The sequence below is a fragment of the Streptosporangium sp. NPDC020145 genome (genome assembly GCF_040631275.1).
Lineage (GTDB): Bacteria > Actinomycetota > Actinomycetes > Streptosporangiales > Streptosporangiaceae > Streptosporangium.
In genome coordinates this window covers 262,423-282,492 of sequence record NZ_JBEXZT010000004.1, presented here as the reverse complement: position 1 = coordinate 282,492, position 20,070 = coordinate 262,423, and the positions used below count along the sequence as shown (strand labels likewise).

Below are 20,070 nucleotides of genomic sequence, written 5' to 3'. Positions count from 1 at the left end.
GAACGGCGACGCCGAGTTTCGGTGGAGTCGCTACCCTACGGGGGGACCTTGTTGGAGGATGTTCGATCATGCGCGTTGTTGAGGCTTTTCGTGAGACCTTCCAGGCGGAGCCCGAGGGGGTGTGGCACGCCCCGGGGCGGGTGAACCTCATCGGTGAGCACACCGACTACAACGACGGGTTCGTACTGCCGTTCGCCGTCCCGTGGGGGGTCACCGCGGCGGTCTCCCCCAGACGGGACGACCTCATCAGGCTCCGCTCGCTGCAGGCCGACGGGGTCGTGACCCTCGGGAGTCCCGACGAGGCCGAGGGGTGGGCGCGTTACGTCGCGGGAGTGTTCTGGGCGCTGCGCGAGGCCGGGCATCCGGTGCGGGGGGCGGACCTGGTCGTCGACGGGGACGTGCCACAGGGCGCGGGGCTCTCGTCGAGCGCGGCGCTGGAGGTGGCCGTCTGCGTGGCCCTCAACGACCTGTACGGCCTCGACCTGGAGGGGATGCTGGTGGCGCTGGCCGCGCGGCGGGCGGAGAACGACTTCGTCGGCATGCCGTGCGGGATCATGGACCAGGCCGCCTCCGCGCTCGCGCAGGAGGGCCGGGCGCTGTTCATGGACTGCCGGAGCCTGGCCACCAGGAACGTCCCCTTCGACCCTGCCGGGCACGGCCTGCGGCTGCTGATCGTCAACACCGGGGTGCGTCACGCGCTGGCCGACGGCCAGTACGCCCGCCGTCGCCAGGAGTGTGAGAACGCCGCCAAGCGCCTCGGGGTGGCCTCCCTGCGCGACGTCACGGATCTGGCGGGCGCGCTCGGCAGGCTCGACGGCGACGAACGCAGGCGGGTCCAGCACGTCGTGACGGAGAACCACCGGGTCGAGGCGCTGATCGGGTTGCTGAGGGCCGGGGCGGTGCGGGAGATCGGCGCGCTGCTGAACGCCTCCCACCTGTCGTTGCGCGACCAGTTCCAGGTCTCGTGCCCGGAGCTGGACGTGGCCGTCGAGGCGTCGGTCAGGGGCGGGGCCAGAGGTGCCAGGATGACCGGTGGCGGCTTCGGCGGCTCGGTCATCGCACTGGTCCCCGACGAGCGGGTGGAGGCCGTACGGGAGTCGGTGAGCGCCGCCTACGCCGAGCGCGGCTGGGCCGCCCCCGGGATCCACCCGGCGGTCCCGTCGGCGGGTGCCCGCCGCCTGGCCTGAGGACGACCGGTCCGGGAACCGGAACGGCGCTCTCGAAGCGTCCCAAAACCCCGCGGACATCAAAAGACGACACGGCCGCCTCCGAGAACATAAGCAAGACGGCCACCCGGGAACACGACAGCGACCAGGAAGCGAGACGGCCGCCGGTGGACCGGCGGAGGACAACGTGGCGCTCCGAGAACGCGACAGCGCCGAAACGTCTCAGGAGGTGGTCGCGAGTTTGGGCACCGCGCCGAGCAGTTCCCTCGTGTAGTCGTGCCTGGGCAGGAAGAACACCTCGTCCACGTGCCCGTCCTCGACGACCCGTCCCTCGCGCATGACCACGACCCGGTCGCTGATGTGGTGGACGACCCCCAGGTCGTGCGAGATGAAGATCAGGGCGGTCCCGTCGGCCGCCTGGATCTCGCCGAGCAGGTCGAGCACCTGGGCCTGTACGGAGACGTCCAGCGCGGAGACCGGTTCGTCGCAGACGAGCACCCGTGGCCGGGGGGCCAGGGCTCTGGCGATGGCGACCCGCTGCCGCTGGCCGCCGGACAGCGCCCGAGGGTGACGTCCCGCGATGTCCGCGGGCAGCCCGACCCGTTCGAGCAGTTCGGCGACCCCGGCGGCGCGTTCCCGTCCCGGCCCGCCGAGAGGCTCGGCGACGAGACGGCCGACGGTGTAGCGGGGGTCGAAGGAGTCCAGAGGGTTCTGCGAGATCACCTGGATGACGGAGCGGCGGGGGCGGCGTTCCCGTTCGGACAGCTCCGACCAGGGGGAGCCGTCCAGCCGTACCCGCCCGGCGACGGGCCTCATCAGGCCCATCACGAGCCGGGCGACGGTCGTCTTGCCCGACCCCGACTCCCCCACGACACCGACGGTCTCTCCCGCGTGGACCTCGAAGGAGACGTCGTCGACCACCCGGCGGGAGCCGTACTCGGCCGACAGGCCTCTGACCTCGACGACCGGTGAGCCGTGGTCGACCTTCCGTTCCGGCAGCGGGGTGCGCAGCGGGACGCCGCCGGTGGCGATGGCCGACAGGCGGGTTCCCCTTGAGGCGGCGGACGGTACGGCGGCCAGCAGCAGTCTGGTGTAGTCCCGCTCCGGGGCGGAGAGCACCCGGCCGGTCGGTCCCTCCTCGACGACCACGCCGTCCTTCATGACGAGCACCCGGTCGGCGATGGAGGAGACGACTGCCAGGTCGTGGCTGATCATCAGCAGCGCGGTGCCCTCGGCCCTGCGCGCGGCCAGCAGGCGCAGGATCTGGGCCTGTACGGTGACGTCGAGGGCGGTGGTCGGCTCGTCCGCGATGAGCAGCGGCGGGCCCGCCGCGATGGCCGAGGCGATCAGCGCTCGCTGGCGCAGCCCGCCGGACAGCTGGTGGGGGTACTGCCCGGCCCGCAGCTCAGGTTCCGGGACGCCGACCGCGTCGAGCAGTTCGAGCACCCTTTCCTTACGGCCCGCCCGGGGCACGACGTCGTGGGCGGCGAGCACCTCGGCGATCTCGGCTCCGACGGTGCGCAGCGGGTCGAGGGAGACGAGGGCGTCCTGGAGTACGAGCCCGGCGAAGCGCCCGCGCAGCCTGCGCCAGTCACGTGGCCCGAACCGGCGGGCGTCCCTTCCCCTGACGTCGAACCTTCCCGCCGTCACGGTCGCGCCCTGTCCGGTCAGCCCGACCAGGGTCCTGGCGGTCACGCTCTTGCCCGATCCGGACTCCCCCACGATCGCCACGCACTCGCCTTCGGCGATCGACAGGTTCACTCCCCTGACAGCCTCGACCCCCGCCCTGGGGAAGGTCACACGCAGGTCCTCGATCTCGATGAGGTTCACGGGAGTCTCCCCTCGAAACGGCGTTGGAGGCGTCGTCCGACCACGGTCAGGCTGACGACGGTCAGCGTGACGGACAGGCCGGGGAAGAGCACGGTCCACCAGGCCACACGCAGGTAGTTGCGTGCCTCGGCCAGCATCGAGCCCCATTCGGGGTCGGGTGGCTGGGGGCCCATGCCGAGGAAGCTGAGTCCCGAGGTGGCGATGATGGCGGTGCCCATGCCGATGGTGGCGAGTACCGGCAGCGGCCCCAGGATGTTGGGCAGCACGTGCCGTGCGACCAGGACCGGCCGGCGCAGTCCGAGGGTGACGGCCTGTTCCACGTAGCCGGAGCGGCGCACGACGAAGGTCTGCCCTCTGATGACGCGGGCGTAGTTGGGCAGCTGGACCAGTCCGATCGCGATGATCACGTTGCCCGCGCCGGGGCCGGTGACGCTGATGACGAGCATGGCGAGCAACAGTTCGGGGAAGCTGGCCAGCACGTCGAACAGCCGGCTGAGCGGCTCGTCGACGTAGCGGGGGGACAGCCCGGCCAGCGCGCCGAGGACGGTGCCCAGGACGGTGGCGAACAGGATGGCCGCGGCGCCGATGCCGAGCGAGTACCCCGCGCCGTGGACGACCCGGGAGAACACGTCGCGGCCGAGGTGGTCGGTGCCGAACCAGTGCGGCGCGCTCGGCGGGGCGAGCGCGTGCAGTGGGTCGGCGGCCAGCGGGTCGGCGTCGCTCAGCAGGCCCGGGGCCAGGGCGGCGACCGCGACGACGGCGAGGATGAGCAGTGAGACCGCCTGTCCGGGGCGCACACCGTACCGGCGTGGGACGACGGCGGGAACCGGCCCGTCGCCGGTCGGCGGCGGCGCCGTGGCCTGTTCCCTGTCGGAGACGGTCATCGGCCCTTCCTCAACCGGGGGTCGATCACGAGGTAGGCGAGGTCCACGAGGGTGCTGACCGTCACGTAGACCGCGGCGGCCAGCATGATGACCGCCATGACCACCGGCATGTCCTTGCCGGTGACCGCGACGAGGGTGATCTGGCCCAGGCCGGGCCTGCCGAAGACGGCCTCGACGACGATCGCCCCACCGAGCAGGACGCCGACGAACCAGCCGGTGAGGGTCACGGCGGGCAGCAGCGCGTGCCGCAGGGCGTGCCTGGCGACGAGTCGCCACTCGGTGATGCCGCGCGAGCGGGCGGTCACCGCGAACGGTTCCTCAAGCGCCCGTTCCAGGCCTTCGCGCAGCACCTGGCCGAGTGTTCCGGCGATCTGCAGGCCGAGGGCCAGGGCGGGCAGCACGAGGGAGGCGAAGCCGCGGTCGCCGGAGACGGGGAACCAGCCGAGGGTGAAGGAGAAGACGGCCAGGAGCAGGAGACCGGCCAGGAACGGCGGGACCGAGGCGGCGGTCAGCTCGGAGAGTCCGGCGAGCCCGCCGGCCCAGGAGCGGCGCCCCGCGGTGGTCAGCGCGAGTACCAGGGCGATCGCGACGCCGAAGGCCGCCGCGGTGAGCGCGAGCCTGACGGTCGGCCAGACCTGCGAGGACAGGATCTCGGCGACGTCGCGCTGCAGGACGTAGGAGCGGCCGAGGTCTCCGTGCAGCAGCCGCAGCAGGTAGTCGGCGTACTGCTGCGGGACGGGGCGGTCGAGCCCCCATTCGGCGACGATCGCGGCCCGCCGCTGCGGGGTGTCGAGGCCGTCGGCGATGAGGACGTCCACGGTGTCGCCGGGGACGAGCAACAGCGCGGCGTAGGCCGCGGTGGCGGCGACCCAGAGCACGACGAGTCCTGCTCCGAGCCGCCTGACCACCGGGCCGGTCCACCCGGCGGCGGCCAGCCCCCGCCGCCGGGTGAGTGTGAGGGTGCTCACGTGCCTGTCCGGACGTCGTAAGCACTGTTGGGGGTGCCGGAGACCGGCTCGAAGGTGATCCCGGTGACCCCGGCGCCGTAGGCGACCTGGTCCGCCGGGACGTAGAGCGGCAGCAGCAGCGCCTCCTCCGCGACGACGGTCCGCTGTGCCCTCGCGTAGAGCTCCTTGCGTCTGGCCTGGTCGGAGGTGGTCGAGGCCTCGGCGAGCAGCTTGTCCAGGTCCGCGTTCTCGAAGTGGGTGCGGTTGATCGCGGCGCCCTTCGGCAGGATCAGGTTGAGCGCGGCCCCCGCGTCGGTGTCGCCGCGCGAGTTCTGGAACAGTTCGTACTGGTCGTCCTCCAGGGCCTTCTGCTGGGTGCCCTGGTCGACCACCTTGGGCTGGAAGTCGATGCCCGCGCTCTGTTTGACCGCGGCCTGTACGGCCTGCGCGAGGACGTCGCGGCGGTCCCTGACGTAGGGGGCCGACTCGACGGATCGGACGGTCAGCCGCTTGCCGTCCTTGACCCGGAAGCCCTCGGCGTCGCGTTCGGTCCAGCCCGCCTCGTCGAGCAGTTCGTTGGCCCGTCGCGTGTCGTTGCCGTAGGTGTTCTCCAGGGAGGCGTCGTAGAACTGCGGGCTGCCCTGGCCGACGATGCTCCAGGCTCGCCTGGCCGTGCCCTGGTAGACCGAGTTGAGCACGGTGTCCACGTCCACGGCGTCCCTGAAGGCCTCTCGCACCCGTTTGTCGTCGAAGGGCGGGTGCGAGACGTTGAAGTAGTAGGAGAACGCGCTGCCCGAGTTGAGGCTGGTCTCCACCCTCACACCGGGGTCGGCCTTGAGCAGGCCGAGTTCGGTGGCGGGCACTCCCTCGATCACCTGGACCTGTCCCGAGGTGAGCGCGCCGACCCGGACCGCCGCCTCGGGCAGGAACCGGTAGGTGATCTCCGCCAGGTAGGCGGGTCCCTGGTGCGCGGCGTTGGGCGGCGCCCAGTTGTAGGCGGGGTTGCGCCGGTAGTGGGCCTCCTGGCCGGGGGTGAACCGGTCGAGGATGAACGGTCCCGTGCCGACGAGGTCGGGACCGCCCGCCTTGAGGTCCTTGGCGTTCCTCAGCGACTTCGGGGAGACCTGTCCGGCGTACGGCGAGGCCAGGAAGTCCAGGAACAGGGCGTCGGGCGCCTTGAGTGTGATCTTCAGCGTGTAGGGGTCCGTCACTTCGGCCGAGGAGTACTCACGCAGCTGGATGCCGGCGACGGCGGGGTTGTACCCGGGCGTGACGAGCTGGTCGAGGTTGGCCTTGACCGAGGCCGCGTCGAACTTCTCCCCGTCGTGGAAGGTCACGTCCCTTCTGAGCTTGAAGGTGTAGGTGAGGCCGTCCTTGGAGACCTCCCACGAGGTGGCCAGCCACGGCAGGAACTCACCGTCCCTGCCCCTGGCGACGAGCGCGTCGAACTGGTTGTGCACCAGCAGCCTGGCCTTGTTCTGGCCCCACTGCTGGGGGTTGAACGTGATGGGCTGCGTCTCGATCGCCCACACCAGCGAGTCCCCCTCGGTGCCGCCGCCTGAGGCCGGGTTCGCGGCCCCGGTCTCGGTTCCGCACGCGGCGAGCGTCAGCACCCCGGCCAGAGCCAGGACGCCCCGTTGCGCTTTCACTTACCTTCTCCTCGGGGAGTCGTGCGCCGCCTCAGGCGACATGTCTGATCTCGGTGGTGACGGCCTCGGACAGCACGATCCGGGCCAGGGCGTCGGCGTGGCGGAAGAGCGGGGCGTCGAGGCCGGGTCTGGCGAAGCCGCCGGTGACCCGTCCGCCGACGACCCAGGGGCCGAAGGCGAACCTGCGGGGGTGCGGGGTGTCGAGGCGGTCGAGCAGGCGGCGGTCGGCGGGCCGTACCCTCAGCAGGCCCGACGACTCGTCGATCTCGCCGCGGTCGCGCAGCGCGGAGATCAGCGGGTCGGTCGAGCGGCTCACGCTGGGTGCGGGCAGCCTGGCCTCGACGAGGGACCTGGCGGTGACGGCGCCGGGCAGGGTGGGGCTCTGCGCGACCCATCGCCCGCCGCGGTGCTCGACCCTGACGTCGGCGCCGAGGAAGGTGACCACGCCCGCCCTGGCCAGGGCCTTGAGCTCCTCAAGCCGGGGGCCGGGCGGACCGCTGGCGACGTAGCTGAAGAAGCCCTCGAACCACCGGTCGGAGATTCCCCGTTCGGCGAGGACACCGTTGACGGACAGTAATCCGAGGATCAGGGCGTGGTCGGCACTGTACGCGGAGTCGGAGCGTCGTTGCAGGTCGGCGGCCATGTAGCCGTCCATCCACCGCCGCAGTCCCGCCTGGTCGCCGAAGCGGATCCGCTCCAGCGGCCGGTCGAGCCGGTCCAGGTCGAGCCGGTCGGCGTGCCGGGGTACGGCCTTGCGGATCAGCAGCCGCATCCCGGGGCTGCGCCATTCCTCTGCGGCGAACCGTTCGGCGAACTCCGGCCAACCGGTCCTGACCCGTTTCGGATGGCTGTTGAGGAGTTCGTGGTAGTAGGCGAAGGCGAGTTCCTTGGCGGCCAGGGGCCACACGTCCCGCCGGAAGTTCCACGGCCCCTCCCCCAGCGCCCCCGCCGTCAGGAAGCGCGGCGCGGGCGGCCGGAGCCCCTGGAAGCGGTAGGCGGTCTTGGCGTGGTACGGCACACCGCGCCGTGACCCCACGTGCAGCAGCGGTTCCCGCCCGCTGGGCAGGTAGACGAGTTCCCCGTCGTGTTCCCTGACGAACCGGCCGCCCCTTCCCGAGGTGAGCAGCACCATCAGGTCGACGAAGGCCAGTCCCAGGCCGCGCACGATCACCGGTTCACCGGCGGGCAGCCGGTCCAGGCCGAGGTCGAGGTCCGCGGTGTAGCCGGTCGGCAGGTAGCGCAGGCCGCTCTCCCTTGCCAGGGCCGTCAGCCCGCGTTCCTCCGCCGCCGGGGTGACGTCGCCGTGTCCCTGCGCGAGGATCACGGCGCCCACCTCAAGGGTCGTCCCGTCCTCAAGCCGTACGGCCTGGCCTCCCGGGACGTCGGTCAGGTCGAGTGCCCGGGTCCGGTGCACGTGCACCCGGACACCGCGGGGGGCGGTGTCCACGGCTCGCCGGAAGGCGTGGGTGAGGTAGGCGTTCTGCACGGGCCGGGGGACGAAGCGTCCGGGGTCGCAGCCGAGCCACTCGGCCAGCGAGGGGCCGGGGCGGATCGGGCCGACGCACCGGACGGACTCGTCGGTGAAGAGCGTCACGTCGGCGGCGGCGGAGTTCATCCAGAGCAGGTCGGGTTGCCGCTCGCGCCAGACCCTGCCGCCGCCCGGCGGGTAGGGGTCGATCACGTGGACGTCGAGCGACGGCCAGCTGAGCAGTTCGGCGGCGTTGGCGCAGATCCGCTCGACCAGGCAGGTGCCGGTCGGCCCGGCGCCGACGATCGCGATGGAGGCGCTCACGCCGACCACTCCCCTCTCGTACGGTCCGTCACAGCGCTGCTCTTCGATGGGGCAGGTCCCAGTCGGGGGTGGCGGGCTCGACCGGTACCCGCCACGGGTCGGTCTCCCCCGTGGGGGAGGCGAGCACGGTGAGGTCGGTGTTCTCGCGGAAGGCGGGGTGCTGGTAGAGGTCCCTGGCGTAGTCCCACAGGTTGGGGAAGGCGGTCAGCGGGCGCTCGCTGATCCTGGCCGACGGGTTGTCGCTCACGTCGAACCTGACCAGGGTGGGCCAGAGCCGTACGTCGGACTCGGTGATCGCGGAGCCGAACAGGAACCTGCGGCCGGCGAGCCTGGCGTCGAGTTCGTCGAGGAAGCCGATCACGGCCTTCCTCGCCCGGTGGTACTCCGGTTCGGTCGTGGCGGCGGAGACCCGGCCCGCGGCGGTGTTGGCGTACTCGTAGACGCGCGCGTTGAGCGCGTCGATCTCGGGCCGCAGTTCCTCGGGGTAGAGGTCGGCCTCGGGGTCGCCGCCGAAGCGTGTGCCCAGGTCGATGGTGATGTCCGGGAAGTTGTTGCTGACGATGCGCCCCCCGTGCCGGTCCCACAGCACCGGCACGGAGACGTGTCCGTCGAATCCGGGTTCGGTCGCCTCGTAGGCCTGCCTGAGGGTCGCGAAGCCGTTGACCGGGTCGGCGCCGCGCCGCTCGCGGAACGCCCACCCCCTGCCGTCCCGCTCGTCGTCCACGTAGGACAGCGAGACGACGTCCTGCAGCCCTTTGAGGGAACGCACGATCGCCGTACGCTGCGCGTAGGGGCAGACCGCCGCGACGTAGAGGTGGTAGCGCCCGGCCTCGGCGGGGAACTCCCCGGTGCCGTCGTCGGTGATCCGTCCCTGGAAGGGGTAGCGGGGGCCGGGCCTGCCACCGGGCCGGTAGCGGCCGTGGGTGTCCAGGTCCACTGGGCTGGCGTAGTTGAGTGTGATCTCGGACATGTGACACTCCCAGGGCATGCCTCGGTGACCCGTGCGGGTCCGCGCTTGCGGCACGCCGACCGTGCCACCCGGTCCTCCCCGGGGGCACCCCGCCGCGGTGCGAGGGTTGCCGGTCAGCGAGCCGGGGCTTTGCACTGACACTCTTAACCTAGTTAGACGGTAGGAAATACATAGATCTCTGTCAACCCTTAAAGTCGGGGGATGTCTCATGAGATCGTCCGCGTGGTCTACCGCAAGTACGACGGCTCGCTGCACTGGAACCACCCGGCCCTGCTCCTCGGCGAGGACGAACACGGCGTGTGGGTCGGCTGCCCGCCCGGCAGCAGCGGCAGGCGGGGGCAGGAGCCGCCCGTCGTCTGGGACGAGCCGTTCGTGATCCTCTTCCCCCGTGACGCCTGGTGGACGGCCACCTTCAACGCGGCGCCGTACAAGGCCGAGATCTACTGTGACGTCTCGACCGTGCCGCGCTGGGACGGCGACGAGGTGACCATGGTCGACCTCGACCTCGACGTGATCCGCATGCGCAAGGACGGCCGGGTGCTCCTGGACGACGAGGACGAGTTCGAGGAGCACCAGGTCCGCTACGCCTACCCCAGGGAGATCGTGGAGGGCGCCCGCGCCTCGGCCGCCGCGCTGATGGAGGCCGTCACCGCCAGGACGGCCCCCTTCGCCTCACCTCCGCACTGGCTCTCCCTGGTCTCCGGGAACCGCTGAGAAGGACGTCACCGCCCCGGGCTCCACCGGCCCGCCGACCGCTCCCTGGAGTCGGGGTGGGTGACGAAGTTCGGCGAGAGCCGCTCCTGGTCGTAGTACCGGTGGAAGACCGGGGTCGCGGCCCCCGAGATGGGCGGGACGATCCAGCTCCAGTCGGCCGGGCAGGTCCTGCCCGCGCTCTCCTCCCGCGCCACGTGCGTCAGGAAGCGCCTGGACTCGGCGTGGTGGTCGGTCATGGTGACCCCCGCCCTGTCGAAGGAGTACAGGACCGCCACGTTCAGCTCGACCAGCGCGTGGTCGCGCCACAGCGAACGCTCGTTACGGGTGTCCAGGCCGAGCCGCGCGGCGACCAGGGGCACCAGGTTGTAGCGGTCGGGGTCCGCGAGGTTGCGCGCCCCGATCTCGGTCCCCATGTACCAGCCGTTGAACGGCGCGGCCCGGTAGCAGACCCCGCCGATCTCCAGGCACATGTTCGAGATCGCCGGTACGGCGTGCCAGCGCAGCCCCAGCCGCTCGAACCACGGATAGGCCGGGTGGGACAGCGGCACCTCGAGCACCGCGTCCCCGGGGATCGTGGACAGCACAGGCGGCCCGTCGCCCATCGAGACCGCCAGGGGAAGCACGTCGAAGGGCGTGCCCCGGCCGCCCGGCCAGCCGAGTTTACGGGCCATCGTGGTGAACCCGGCGTTGCGCGGATCACCGACGACCGAACCGTCGTCCATCGCGTACCCCGCGTAACGGATGAGCTGCTCGTTCCAGATCCTCGGCCCCGGCGCCCCCGGCCGGTCCTGGGCGAAGATCGTGATCATCGGCCGGATCCGGCCGTCGGAGACGGCCTCACGGAGATGGTCGACGCACTCGACGGCGACCCCCTCGACCGTGTTCACCCGGCGCCGGTCGCGTACCCGCAGCGACTTCCAGTACAACCGCCCGATACACCTGTCGCTGTTGCGCCAGGCCACCCGGGCGCCGAAGACGAGTTCCTTCGGCGTGTGGGTGTAGGTCCCCGTCGCGGCGATCTCGGCGCGCACCTCGCGCAGCCTGGGCTTCACAGGGCCCGCGTCCGGGTTCTCCTCGTGGAACAGCGTCAGGAACTCCTCGGCGGCCGTCACGTCCACCGGCGGGGCCACCGGTTGGGAAGGCGGCTGCCACGGCGCCCTCCCGTCGTCCCGGTGGGCCCCCGCATAGCCCTGCGCGCGTGCTCCCTGTTCCCTCGCCGGCGTCTGGCGCCGGGGTTTCGGCCAAGTCGGCACAGAAAAACCACCTGTATACGTCTAACGGGTACGGCATGCCGTTCCGGGCGGCACGGTTCCCTCGGCGTGATGTCCCGCGTGATGTCTCCGGCCCGGCGGTGATCCCACTGCGGTACGGCGCCCACGGCCCGGTCACCGAGTGCGAGCGGAAGGACACGAGGCGATGCGCCCCCTATTTTCCGTGATTCACCGGGATTTGTCCGCGAAATAGGACACGAAACGGCGAAGGCCCCGGGAGCTGTGCTCCCGGGGCCTTCTTGATGGCTCCCGCGATAGGACTCGAACCTATAACCTGCCGGTTAACAGCCGGCTGCTCTGCCGATTGAGCTACACGGGATCGTGCTTCGCGCTGTTCGGACCTGGGGTTTTCCCCCGCTCCTTGCGGCGCAGGAATAGATTAGCGCACTCCGGGAGTGTGTGTCGCATCGATGCTCCGGGGTAGGGCCGAGACAACTCACGATCCGCGGGTAGGGTCCCGCCCAGGACGCTTGTGGAGGTGGAGATGCGTTACCGACTGATGTTCGGTGTAGGCCTCGCGGTCGGCTACATCCTTGGGAGCCGCGCAGGCCGGGAGCGCTATGAGCAGCTCAAGCGGATGGCGCGCCGGGTCTCGGACAACCCCGCCGTCCAGGAGGCCGCGGGGCTGGTCGGCGCCCAGGTTTCCAGGGCCACCGACGTGGCCAGGACGAAGGTGAGTGATGTGGCCAGGGACAAACTGCCGTTCCTGCAGCCGCGCGACGGCAGGGGGCCGGAAGAGCACGACGAAACGGGCACCGGATGGCCACGGGAGGAGAAGGCCGTCACCCCCCACTGACCCCGCCGCCCGCGCGGGTCACGGCGCCCACCGGACCCGCGCGGGCTCCTTTCGCGTTCCGTACCGAGAAAAGCCGGTCGTGGGACGCCCTCAGACGCCGAAACTGCGGCGCGTCTCCTCCAGGGCCTGCTCGGCGAGAGCGCGCAGACCGGGGTCCTGCGGGTCCATCCCGGCGTCGAAGACGAACTCCCAGATCATCTGGTCGTCGTCGGTCCTCCTCGCCACCAGCCGCACTCCCCCTCTGGCGTCCAGCGGGGCGTACTGACTGACCACGATCGAGGCCATGACCCGCTCCCGCACGGCCTCCGGCACCCGCCCCGGCTCGGGCAGCGGCGCCCGGAGCGTCCGCCCCTCCGTGGTGACGACCGTCAGCCCCTCCTCGTCCCACACCCCCCGGTCGATCCGGAACCACGGCAGCCTGGTCTCACCCAGATAGAGCGCCTTGTCGGTCGCGACCACGTAGCCTTCGGGCCCCTCGGCGTAGGTGAGCACCCGGTCGGTCGGCGCCACGGCCGCGCGGACCCCCGCGGGCGTCCGATTGAAGAGCTTCATCCCTCCACGTTATCGGCGAGCAGATCGAGGGTGAGCGCGGCGGACCAGGAGAAGTCCCTGCTGCCCCTGCCGCTGCCGTCGAAGGGGTCGAAGCACTCCCTGAAGCCCGCCTGCCGTACCAGGCGCAGGGTGCAGACGCCGAGCAGCCGCGCCAGGCCGTCCAGCCCGTGCACGGCCGCCGCCCGCCGCAGCAGCCAGTTGGTGTTCACCCAGGACGGCCCTCGCCAGTAGCGCGACCGGTCGAACTGGGTGGCGCGGATCTCACAGCTGGGCACGGGATATCCGGCGGCCCCCATGAACCGGGCCGATTCGAGCACCCCGACCAGCTTGGCCACCCGGTCGGCGGGCAGGCCGGGGTCGAGCATCGGCCCGAAGGCGCCCACGGTGCACATCGGGCTGAGCCGTCCCGAGCGCAGGTCGAGGGCGTGGAAGGCCTCACCGCCCCAGAGCCGTTCGAGCAGCCCGGCGCGGATCCGCTCGGCCGCCTCCCGGTGCGGCGCGGGATCGGCCCCGGCCAGCGGGGCCAGCTCGGCGAGCGCCTGGCAGGAGGCCAGCCAGATCCCGTTGAACAGCGGGTCCTCGACCGCGAAGGGATGCTCCGCGCGCAGGTAGGCCGGGTCGTAGCCGGAGTCGCGGTAGCGCTGGGCCAGCCAGACGTAGCGGTCGGGGAACGGTTCCTCCCCGTGGGCGCCGGAGGCCTGGGTCACGGCGTCCAGCGGGGCGTCCCACACCGGGCTGTCGTCCATCCCCGACTCCCAGGGGTGGACGATCGCGGCCAGTCCTCCCCCTCCCAGGTCCCTGGCCGTGGCGAGGTAGTCGTGCTGGGCCACAAGCATGGGGTACAGCCTGCGGACCAGGCCGCGCGCCTCCTCGCGGTTCCTCGCGTGCCGCCACATCCACCAGGTGGCCAGGGCGTGCAGGGGCGGCTGGGTCAGCCCGGAGGTCGGCACCCCGTTGGGGGCGGCGGGATGCTCCCCGGACCGCCAGACGGAGGGGCCGGGGAAGTAGGCGTCGGCGAGACCCCGGTTGAAGACGATGTGGGGCACCATCCCGGTGTGCCACTGCCCGGCCAGGAGGCTGAGCAGTTCCGTGCCCGCTCTGCGGGTGTCGCAGCGGGAGACGCCGATCGCGACGAAGGTCGAGTCCCAGTTCCACTGGTGCGGATAGAGGCCGGGCGCGGGCACGGTCACGGCGCCCGCGCGATTGGCGTCGAGTACGGACCACGCCTCGCGTCCGAGTGCGACATCGTCCACCGCTGTCCGCCCCTCCATTCGCCCAGTCTGGGCCAGTATTCGCCGGGAGAACAGCCCTTCGCCCCTTCTGCATGCTTCTGGCATGTCTCTACCCGACCGTCCACGCGTCCCCGAGGACCGTTTCCCATCGGCCCGCCCTATCGGCCATTCGGCGTACGACACACATCTATCGGGCAGAAGACTAAAAAGGGGTCATTTATGGATATAAAGCGGAAAATCATGATCGGGATGTTGTCTTTGGCGGTCACCGGCGCCGCGGGCGTGCTCTCCCCGGCGTTCCTCCAGCCGTCGTCCGCCCTCGCCGACCTCTCCCCTTCGGGAACACCAGGGACACCGGCGGTACCGGAAGCACCCGGGACGCCCGGGATGTCGGGGACGCCCGGCACCGGACGCGCGACCACCCCGCCCGGCGAGGCGCCACACAGCGGCCAGAACGGCCGGGACGGCCAGGATGGACGAGAGGGCCGGGGCGGCGACGGTGGGGGCGCTGACGGCGGCTCAGGGGGCTCAGGGGGCTCAGGGGGCGCTGGAGGCCAGGGCGGCGCGGGGGGAACCGGCGGGGACGGGATGGGGGGAGACGGAGGGGACGGTGGCCCCTGAAAGGCCCCTGAAAGGCCACCTAAAGGCCACCGAAAGGCCGCTGAGAGGCCGCTGAGACCGGCCCAGCTCAGCCCGCGATCACCGCGGCCAGATTGGACAACGGCTCGGCCAGCGCGTTGAGCCCGTCGGAGAGCTCCTTGATCTGCTCCTTCGACAGGTCGTTGTAGGCGGCGAACCCGTCGCCCTTGGCGTGCTTGGCGAGCAGGGCCCGCATGTCGGCGAACTCGGTGTCCAGGGTGGCCGAGAGCTTGGGGTCACGCCGGAACACCATCGGCCGCAGCAGCCGGTAGACCTCGAAGGCGCCGTCCACGTTGGCCTTGAAGTCCCACAGGTCGGTGTGCGAGAAGGTCTCCTCCTCACCGGTCACCTTGCCGATCGCCACCTCGTCGAGCAGTTCCTTCGCCCCCGCCGCCATGGAGGCCACGGTGATCTCCGCCTGCGGCAGCAGGGCCCTGAGCCTGCTGAGATCGGCCAGCAGGGTGTCGCCGTACGCGGCCTCCCTGCTGAGGGTCTGCGGTGCCCGCCACAGCGCCTTCTCCAGCCGGTGCCAGCCCATCCACTCCTCGCCCTGGCTGAGGTCGGCCTCCCGCGAGTCCACCCTGGTGTCGATCTCGGGGAAGGCCCCCACGACCGGCTCGACGCTCTCCCAGCCGACCCTGCTCGGCGCGTAGAGGGCCTTCGCCTTCTCCACGTCGCCCTTCTTGACCGCGTTGACGAACTTGGCGGTCTTGGCGATGGCGTCGTAGATCCGCTTCTCCGCGTAGGTCCGGTACTCCCCGACCACGCGCGCGGCCTCCAGCACCTCCTGGCCGGCGTGTTCGCCCGGCGGCGCGGCGGCGGGAACGGCCGGGACGACCGGGGCGCCGCCGGTGCCGGTGCCGGCCGTGCCGCACGCGGTCAGGACGAGGGCGAGCAGGCCGCAGGCCGCGGCCGGACGAAGGACAACGGACATGGACGGCTCCCCGAAGATCTTTCCCGAAGCATCCATAATCCTGTAACCGCACGTCACAGCCTCGGCGACGTGCCGAAGCACCCGGCGATCCTCATCAGGAACGGCAGGGAGGAACCCCTCGAACCCGCTCGTTTCCCGGCAAAGGACCAACGCCTCACGAGGTACGGCGGAGGCCCCCGGAACGGGTTCCCCGGGGGCCTCCGCCGTACGGGACGTTCAGTCCAGGTAGTCGCGCAACATCTGGGCGCGGGTCGGGTGACGCAGCTTCGCCAGCGTCTTCGACTCGATCTGCCGGATGCGCTCCCGCGTCACGCCGAACTCCCTGCCGACCTCCTCCAGCGTCCTGGGGTGCCCGTCCGCCAGGCCGAAGCGCAGCTGGATGATGCGCTGCTCCCGTTCGGACAGCGTCGCGAGAATGTCGTCGAGCTGGTCCTGGAGCATGATGAAGGCCGCGGCCTCCATCGGCACGACGGCGTCGGCGTCCTCGATGAAGTCGCCGAGGTCGGAGTCCTCCTCGCCGATGGGCGACTGCAGTGAGACCGGTTCCTGCGCGATGCGCTGGATCTCGATCACACGCTCGATCGGCAGGTCCATCTCCAGCGCGATCTCCTCGGGCGCGGGCTCCCGGCCGAGGTCCTGGTGGAGCTGGCGCTGAACACGGACCAGTTTGTTGATGGTCTCGACCATGTGCACCGGAATGCGAATGGTGCGCGCCTGGTCGGCGATGGCCCGTGTGATCGCCTGGCGAATCCACCACGTGGCGTACGTGGAGAACTTGTATCCCTTGGTGTAGTCGAATTTCTCGACCGCTCTGATGAGCCCGAGGTTGCCCTCCTGGATGAGGTCCAGGAACAACATCCCGCGCCCGACGTACCTTTTGGCGATCGAGACGACGAGCCGCAGATTGGCCTCGATCAACCGTTGCTTGGCCCGTGTGCCCTCCCACACGAGCTCCCTGAACTCGGGGAAGGACATTCTTGAGACGAGATTGGTCAGCTTGTCCTCGGCGAACAGTCCCGCCTCGATGGACTTGGCGAGCTCCACCTCCTCCTCCGCCGTGAGCAGGGGCACCCGGCCGATCTCCCGCAGGTAGATGCGGACCAGATCGCTGGTCGGGGCTCTCTTACCGACATCCTCCTCATCGGACCGGACGGCGTCCTCGTCGCCCTGTGGTTCGAGGACCTCCACTCCGTGTTCGGCGAGCATGCGCACGACGCGTTCAAGCGCGTCCGACGGCAGCTCGGATTTGTCGAGGGCGGCGGCTACGTCATCGACCGTGACGCTTCCGCGCTCTCTTCCCTTCGCGACGAGGTCGGCCACCTGGTCTACCGATGGCGGCCCACTTGGCAGCACCGATGCACCCACGGGAGACAGTCTGCTGTATTCGGTCCCCTAAATGGCAGACCTATTTTTGTCACCGAAGGTAAGGCGGCGATCATTATCGAACCGAGACCTTATTGGGGTTTGGTCGAATCGCCGTATGGAAATCAAAGCACATTACGTGATCAGCTGCCCGAGGCACGATCCTTCAGCACCCGGCGCTGCTGTTCGAGCGCGACGAGCTCGGCGAACAGCCGGTTGAACCCCTCCTGCTCCTCGACGGGATTGGTCCGCTGCATCTGCGACTTGAGCTGCTCGACGGCTCGCTCGACCGAGATCAGTTCGAGCGCGGTGAGCATCCCCGAGGCGTATCTCTCCTCGTCGTCCAGGTCGACGCGCAGCCCCTCGACCGCGAGCCGGGTGACCAGCGGGCGCAGCGCCTCGGTGGCCAGGCCGAGCAGCCGGTCGACCCACTCCCGCCCGCCGGGGCCCGCCGTGGCCGTACCGCCCGCCTCCAGGATCAGCTTGTGCAGGGCGACGTGCTCGGGCAACGTGAACGCCTCGGCGCCGATCGTGTCGTAACCGGGCCCCAGCAACGCGGGCCGCTGCACGGCCAGCTTCAGCACCTCGGCCTCGGTCCGCACCGCGGGGTCGGTCAGCTCGGCGACCTTGCGCGGCCCGGCGGGCCGCTGCGGGCGCTGCGGCGCCCCCTGGGCGGCGACGGAGATCTCGGCGATGCGGTCCACGACGAACTGCTCGTTGTTGAAGCCCAGCCAGCGGTCGAGGTCGACGGCGTACAGCTGGCGCAGCGCCCTGTCCTTGATGCCGGCCACGATCGGGGCCGCGGCGTCCAGCGCGGACAGCCTGCCCTCGTTCGTGCTCACGTCGTGGCGGAGGATCACGCTGCGGATGGCGAAGGCGAACAGCGGCTCCCGGCTGGCGACCAGGTCGCGGACCGCGGCCTCGCCACGGGTGACGCGCAGGTCGCACGGGTCGAGCCCGTCACCCTGGACCGCGACGAAGGTCTGCGTGACGAACTTCTGCTCGTCGGCGAAGGCCCGCAGCGCCGCCTTCTGCCCCGCGGCGTCGCCGTCGAAGGTGAAGATCACCTCGCCCTGCGAGCCCGACTGGTCGAGCAGCAGCCGCCGCAGCACCTTGATGTGCTCCTGGCCGAAGGCGGTGCCGCAGGTGGCGACCGCCGTCGGCACCCCCGACAGGTGGCAGGCCATCACGTCGGTGTATCCCTCGACGATCACCGCCTGGGACCGCTTGGAGATCTCCCGTTTGGCCAGGTCGACGCCGTAGAGGACCTCGCTCTTCTTGTAGAGCGGGCTCTCGGGGGTGTTGAGGTATTTCGGGCCGTCCTCGGCGTCGTTCAGCTTGCGGGCGCCGAATCCGATGACGTCGCCGGTGATGTCGCGGATCGGCCAGACGAGCCTGCCGCGGAAGCGGTCCATCGGCCCTCGCCGTCCCTCCTTCGCCAGGCCGCCCTTGATCAGCTCCGCGGCGGTGAAGCCCCTGGCCATCAGGTGCCGGGAGAGGGCCTCCCACTCGGCGGGCGCGTAGCCGACCCCGAAGTGCTCCGCGTCGGCCCGCTCGAACCCGCGCTCGGACAGGAACCTGCGCCCGGCCGCGGCCTCCGGGGAGGAGAGCCGCTCGGCGTAGAACTCCGCCGCCGCCCGGTGCGCCTCGATGAGGCGGCTGCGCTCCCCCTGCTCGCGCCCGGGGACGTAGCCGCCCTGCTCGTAGCGCAGCTGGATGCCGGCCCGGTTGGCCAGCCGTTCGACGGCCTCGCCGAACGACAGGTGCTCAAGACGGCGGACGAAGGTGATGACGTCGCCGCCCTCGGCGCAGCCGAAGCAGTACCAGTAGCCGCGGGCGGGGGTGACGTTGAAGGAGGGACTCTTCTCGTCGTGGAAGGGACACAGTCCCTTCATGTTGCCGCCGCCCGCGTTGCGGAGCTGGATGTGCTCACCCACGATGTCCGCGATCGGCGAGCGCTCCCGCACGAGCGCGATGTCCTCGTCACTGATCCGGCCTGCCACGCCGTGAGTCTAGTGCGGTCCTCCGACATCCCGGGGCGCCCCGGAGCGGCCTCGGCTGGGACGCCGACTTTCCCGAACAGGTCGTGACCAAACGGAAGGTCGGCTACAAAGGTAAAGGCTGGTTATCGATAACGTTAGCCTGGTGGAGATCATGCGATCGGGGCACATAGCTCGACTGAGTGTGACGGTGGGCGTTCTGCTCGCCACCGGGGCCTGCGCGTCCCCGGGAGGGGTCGCGGGTGTCAGCACCCTTCCCCCCGCGGCGGAGGTCGCGGCCACGGGGCCGGGCAAGGTCACGGCGACGATTCCCACCCCGTCCCCGACGCCCGCCGCGCAGGCGAGCGTGACCCGGCCGGCGGGTGACGACCCGGTGCGGGTCCCACCGCCGAAGCTGTCGAACTTCAGCTACGTCTTCCCGGTCAAGGACTGCAGGGTGAGCTACGAGAGCAGGCTTCTCGTGCTGCCGAAGACCACGATCTGGACCGGGAAGGGCTGCTCGTTCGTCTCCCCGGTGAACGGGGTGGTCGACGAGGTCAACGCCAAGAACCGGTGGAAGCCCTCGACCGACCGGGGCCCCGACCGGGAGGGCCGTTTCGTCACGGTCATCGGCGACGACGGCGTGCGCTACCTCGGCGGCCACCTGGACAGGATCACCCCGGGGATCAAGCCCGGCGTCAGGGTCTCCGCGGGTCAGGTCCTCGGCCAGGTCGGCAACTCGGGCAACGCCCGCTCGACCGCGAGCAACCTCTACTTCGCGATCTCCTGGAAGACCGACCACTCCCTCTGGTGGGTACGGCGCGGCATGGTCCCGCCGTGGAACTACCTGGACGCCTGGCTGGACGGCAACCGCACGCTCTCGCCCGCCGAGGAGTCGCGGGCCGTGATGAACCGGGTCGGCGCCTCCCCCAAGTGCTCGACCCTGTGCGCCGCCAAGCCCGGTTCGACGGACAAGCCGGAGAAGCCGTCCCCGACGCCCGAAGAGAAGATTCCCCTGGGCAACTGACCCCGTTCCTGCGGATCCTCTCCGCCGGGGACGGGGTTTCCGGCGCCTTTCACCGTTCGCACGGCCGGCGCGGACCGCAAGAGCCGCGCCGGGATATCACGGTTTCCATGAGTACGGCGACCCGCCGTGGCCTTCCGGCATTCAGGAACGGCCTTCCATTGAGCGGAATGACCCCTGTGACCGGCTCATTCACCGCGCCGCCGGCCGATTGATCATCATCCTCATCCCCAAATCCGAAAAATCACTCTAATAAATAAATATCATCTTTTCGGCCACCCAAAAGCGACACCTTGACAGACAGGTAACTTTTGCTACGTTCTCCGAAA

16 protein-coding genes, 1 tRNA gene and 1 riboswitch are annotated in these 20,070 nt (G+C 70.6%); of the genes, 4 read left to right on the top strand and 13 right to left on the bottom strand.

Features of this window, described 5'->3' with window-relative positions; all coding sequences use genetic code 11:
• The first annotated feature begins 68 nt into the window (after positions 1–68).
• Positions 69–1,187 carry a galactokinase gene (gene galK, locus ABZ463_RS09455; RefSeq protein WP_362774753.1) on the top strand — a complete coding sequence of 373 codons (1,119 nt, stop codon included), beginning with the start codon at positions 69–71 and terminating at the stop codon, positions 1,185–1,187.
• Between the two features lie 201 nt (positions 1,188–1,388).
• On the opposite strand, the gene ABZ463_RS09450 is transcribed toward galK, so the two are convergent.
• Genes ABZ463_RS09450 through ABZ463_RS09425 form a run of 6 tightly spaced genes read right to left on the bottom strand, consistent with a single transcriptional unit; the run spans position 1,389 to position 9,238 of the window.
• The gene (locus tag ABZ463_RS09450) at positions 1,389–2,996 is read right to left on the bottom strand and encodes an ABC transporter ATP-binding protein (RefSeq protein ID WP_362774750.1); all 1,608 of its coding nucleotides are present in this window, start codon (positions 2,994–2,996) and stop codon (positions 1,389–1,391) included.
• The gene (locus ABZ463_RS09445) at positions 2,993–3,880 is read right to left on the bottom strand and encodes an ABC transporter permease (protein WP_362774747.1); all 888 of its coding nucleotides are present in this window, start codon (positions 3,878–3,880) and stop codon (positions 2,993–2,995) included. Before ABZ463_RS09445 ends, ABZ463_RS09450 begins: the two co-directional genes overlap by 4 nt.
• The gene (locus ABZ463_RS09440) at positions 3,877–4,848 is read right to left on the bottom strand and encodes an ABC transporter permease (RefSeq protein WP_352008667.1); all 972 of its coding nucleotides are present in this window, start codon (positions 4,846–4,848) and stop codon (positions 3,877–3,879) included. The genes ABZ463_RS09445 and ABZ463_RS09440 overlap by 4 nt, the downstream gene beginning before the upstream one ends.
• Positions 4,845–6,476, bottom strand: coding sequence for an ABC transporter substrate-binding protein (locus ABZ463_RS09435; RefSeq protein WP_362774743.1), 1,632 nt, complete (start codon positions 6,474–6,476; stop codon positions 4,845–4,847). The genes ABZ463_RS09440 and ABZ463_RS09435 overlap by 4 nt, the downstream gene beginning before the upstream one ends.
• A 31-nt stretch (positions 6,477–6,507) precedes the next feature.
• The gene (locus ABZ463_RS09430) at positions 6,508–8,268 is read right to left on the bottom strand and encodes an FAD/NAD(P)-binding protein (protein ID WP_352008665.1); all 1,761 of its coding nucleotides are present in this window, start codon (positions 8,266–8,268) and stop codon (positions 6,508–6,510) included.
• Between the two features lie 28 nt (positions 8,269–8,296).
• The gene (locus ABZ463_RS09425; RefSeq protein ID WP_362774740.1) at positions 8,297–9,238 is read right to left on the bottom strand and encodes a glutathione S-transferase C-terminal domain-containing protein; all 942 of its coding nucleotides are present in this window, start codon (positions 9,236–9,238) and stop codon (positions 8,297–8,299) included.
• 36 nt (positions 9,239–9,274) lie between these two features.
• A riboswitch (SAM riboswitch) is annotated at positions 9,275–9,387 on the bottom strand.
• 52 nt (positions 9,388–9,439) lie between these two features.
• Between ABZ463_RS09425 and ABZ463_RS09420 the strand changes: the two genes are divergently transcribed.
• Positions 9,440–9,952, top strand: coding sequence for a DUF402 domain-containing protein (locus tag ABZ463_RS09420; protein ID WP_352008663.1), 513 nt, complete (start codon positions 9,440–9,442; stop codon positions 9,950–9,952).
• Positions 9,953–9,960: 8 nt separating this feature from the next.
• Here ABZ463_RS09420 and ABZ463_RS09415 read toward each other — a convergent pair whose 3' ends face one another.
• Both ABZ463_RS09415 and ABZ463_RS09410 read right to left on the bottom strand, forming a co-directional pair.
• Entirely contained in the window at positions 9,961–11,070 is a 1,110-nt protein-coding gene (locus ABZ463_RS09415) for a nitric oxide synthase oxygenase (RefSeq protein ID WP_352008662.1), read from the bottom strand.
• 396 nt (positions 11,071–11,466) lie between these two features.
• A tRNA-Asn gene (locus ABZ463_RS09410) sits at positions 11,467–11,542 on the bottom strand.
• A 165-nt stretch (positions 11,543–11,707) separates the two neighbouring features.
• On the opposite strand from ABZ463_RS09410, the gene ABZ463_RS09405 reads away from it, so the two are divergent.
• The gene (locus tag ABZ463_RS09405) at positions 11,708–12,019 is read left to right on the top strand and encodes a YtxH domain-containing protein (protein WP_352008661.1); all 312 of its coding nucleotides are present in this window, start codon (positions 11,708–11,710) and stop codon (positions 12,017–12,019) included.
• Between the two features lie 90 nt (positions 12,020–12,109).
• Here the strand turns inward: ABZ463_RS09405 and ABZ463_RS09400 are convergent, their stop codons facing one another.
• The 5 genes from ABZ463_RS09400 to dnaG all read right to left on the bottom strand — a co-directional run bounded on the left by ABZ463_RS09400 (position 12,110) and on the right by dnaG (position 18,741).
• Positions 12,110–12,571: a hypothetical protein gene (locus ABZ463_RS09400; protein WP_352008660.1), complete on the bottom strand. Its 462-nt coding sequence runs from the start codon at positions 12,569–12,571 to the stop codon at positions 12,110–12,112.
• On the bottom strand, positions 12,568–13,824 hold the full coding sequence (locus ABZ463_RS09395; protein WP_352008659.1) for a hypothetical protein: 1,257 nt from the start codon (positions 13,822–13,824) through the stop codon (positions 12,568–12,570). The genes ABZ463_RS09400 and ABZ463_RS09395 overlap by 4 nt, the downstream gene beginning before the upstream one ends.
• 667 nt (positions 13,825–14,491) lie before the next feature.
• The gene (efeO, locus tag ABZ463_RS09390) at positions 14,492–15,376 is read right to left on the bottom strand and encodes an iron uptake system protein EfeO (protein ID WP_352008658.1); all 885 of its coding nucleotides are present in this window, start codon (positions 15,374–15,376) and stop codon (positions 14,492–14,494) included.
• Positions 15,377–15,592: 216 nt separating this feature from the next.
• Positions 15,593–16,696, bottom strand: coding sequence for an RNA polymerase sigma factor RpoD (rpoD, locus tag ABZ463_RS09385; RefSeq protein ID WP_352008657.1), 1,104 nt, complete (start codon positions 16,694–16,696; stop codon positions 15,593–15,595).
• Positions 16,697–16,881: 185 nt separating this feature from the next.
• On the bottom strand, positions 16,882–18,741 hold the full coding sequence (gene dnaG, locus ABZ463_RS09380; protein ID WP_352008656.1) for a DNA primase: 1,860 nt from the start codon (positions 18,739–18,741) through the stop codon (positions 16,882–16,884).
• Positions 18,742–18,922: 181 nt separating this feature from the next.
• Between dnaG and ABZ463_RS09375 the strand changes: the two genes are divergently transcribed.
• A complete protein-coding gene (locus ABZ463_RS09375) occupies positions 18,923–19,744 on the top strand; it encodes a peptidoglycan DD-metalloendopeptidase family protein (RefSeq protein ID WP_362774731.1) in 822 nt (273 codons plus the stop codon).
• Positions 19,745–20,070 lie beyond the last annotated feature (326 nt).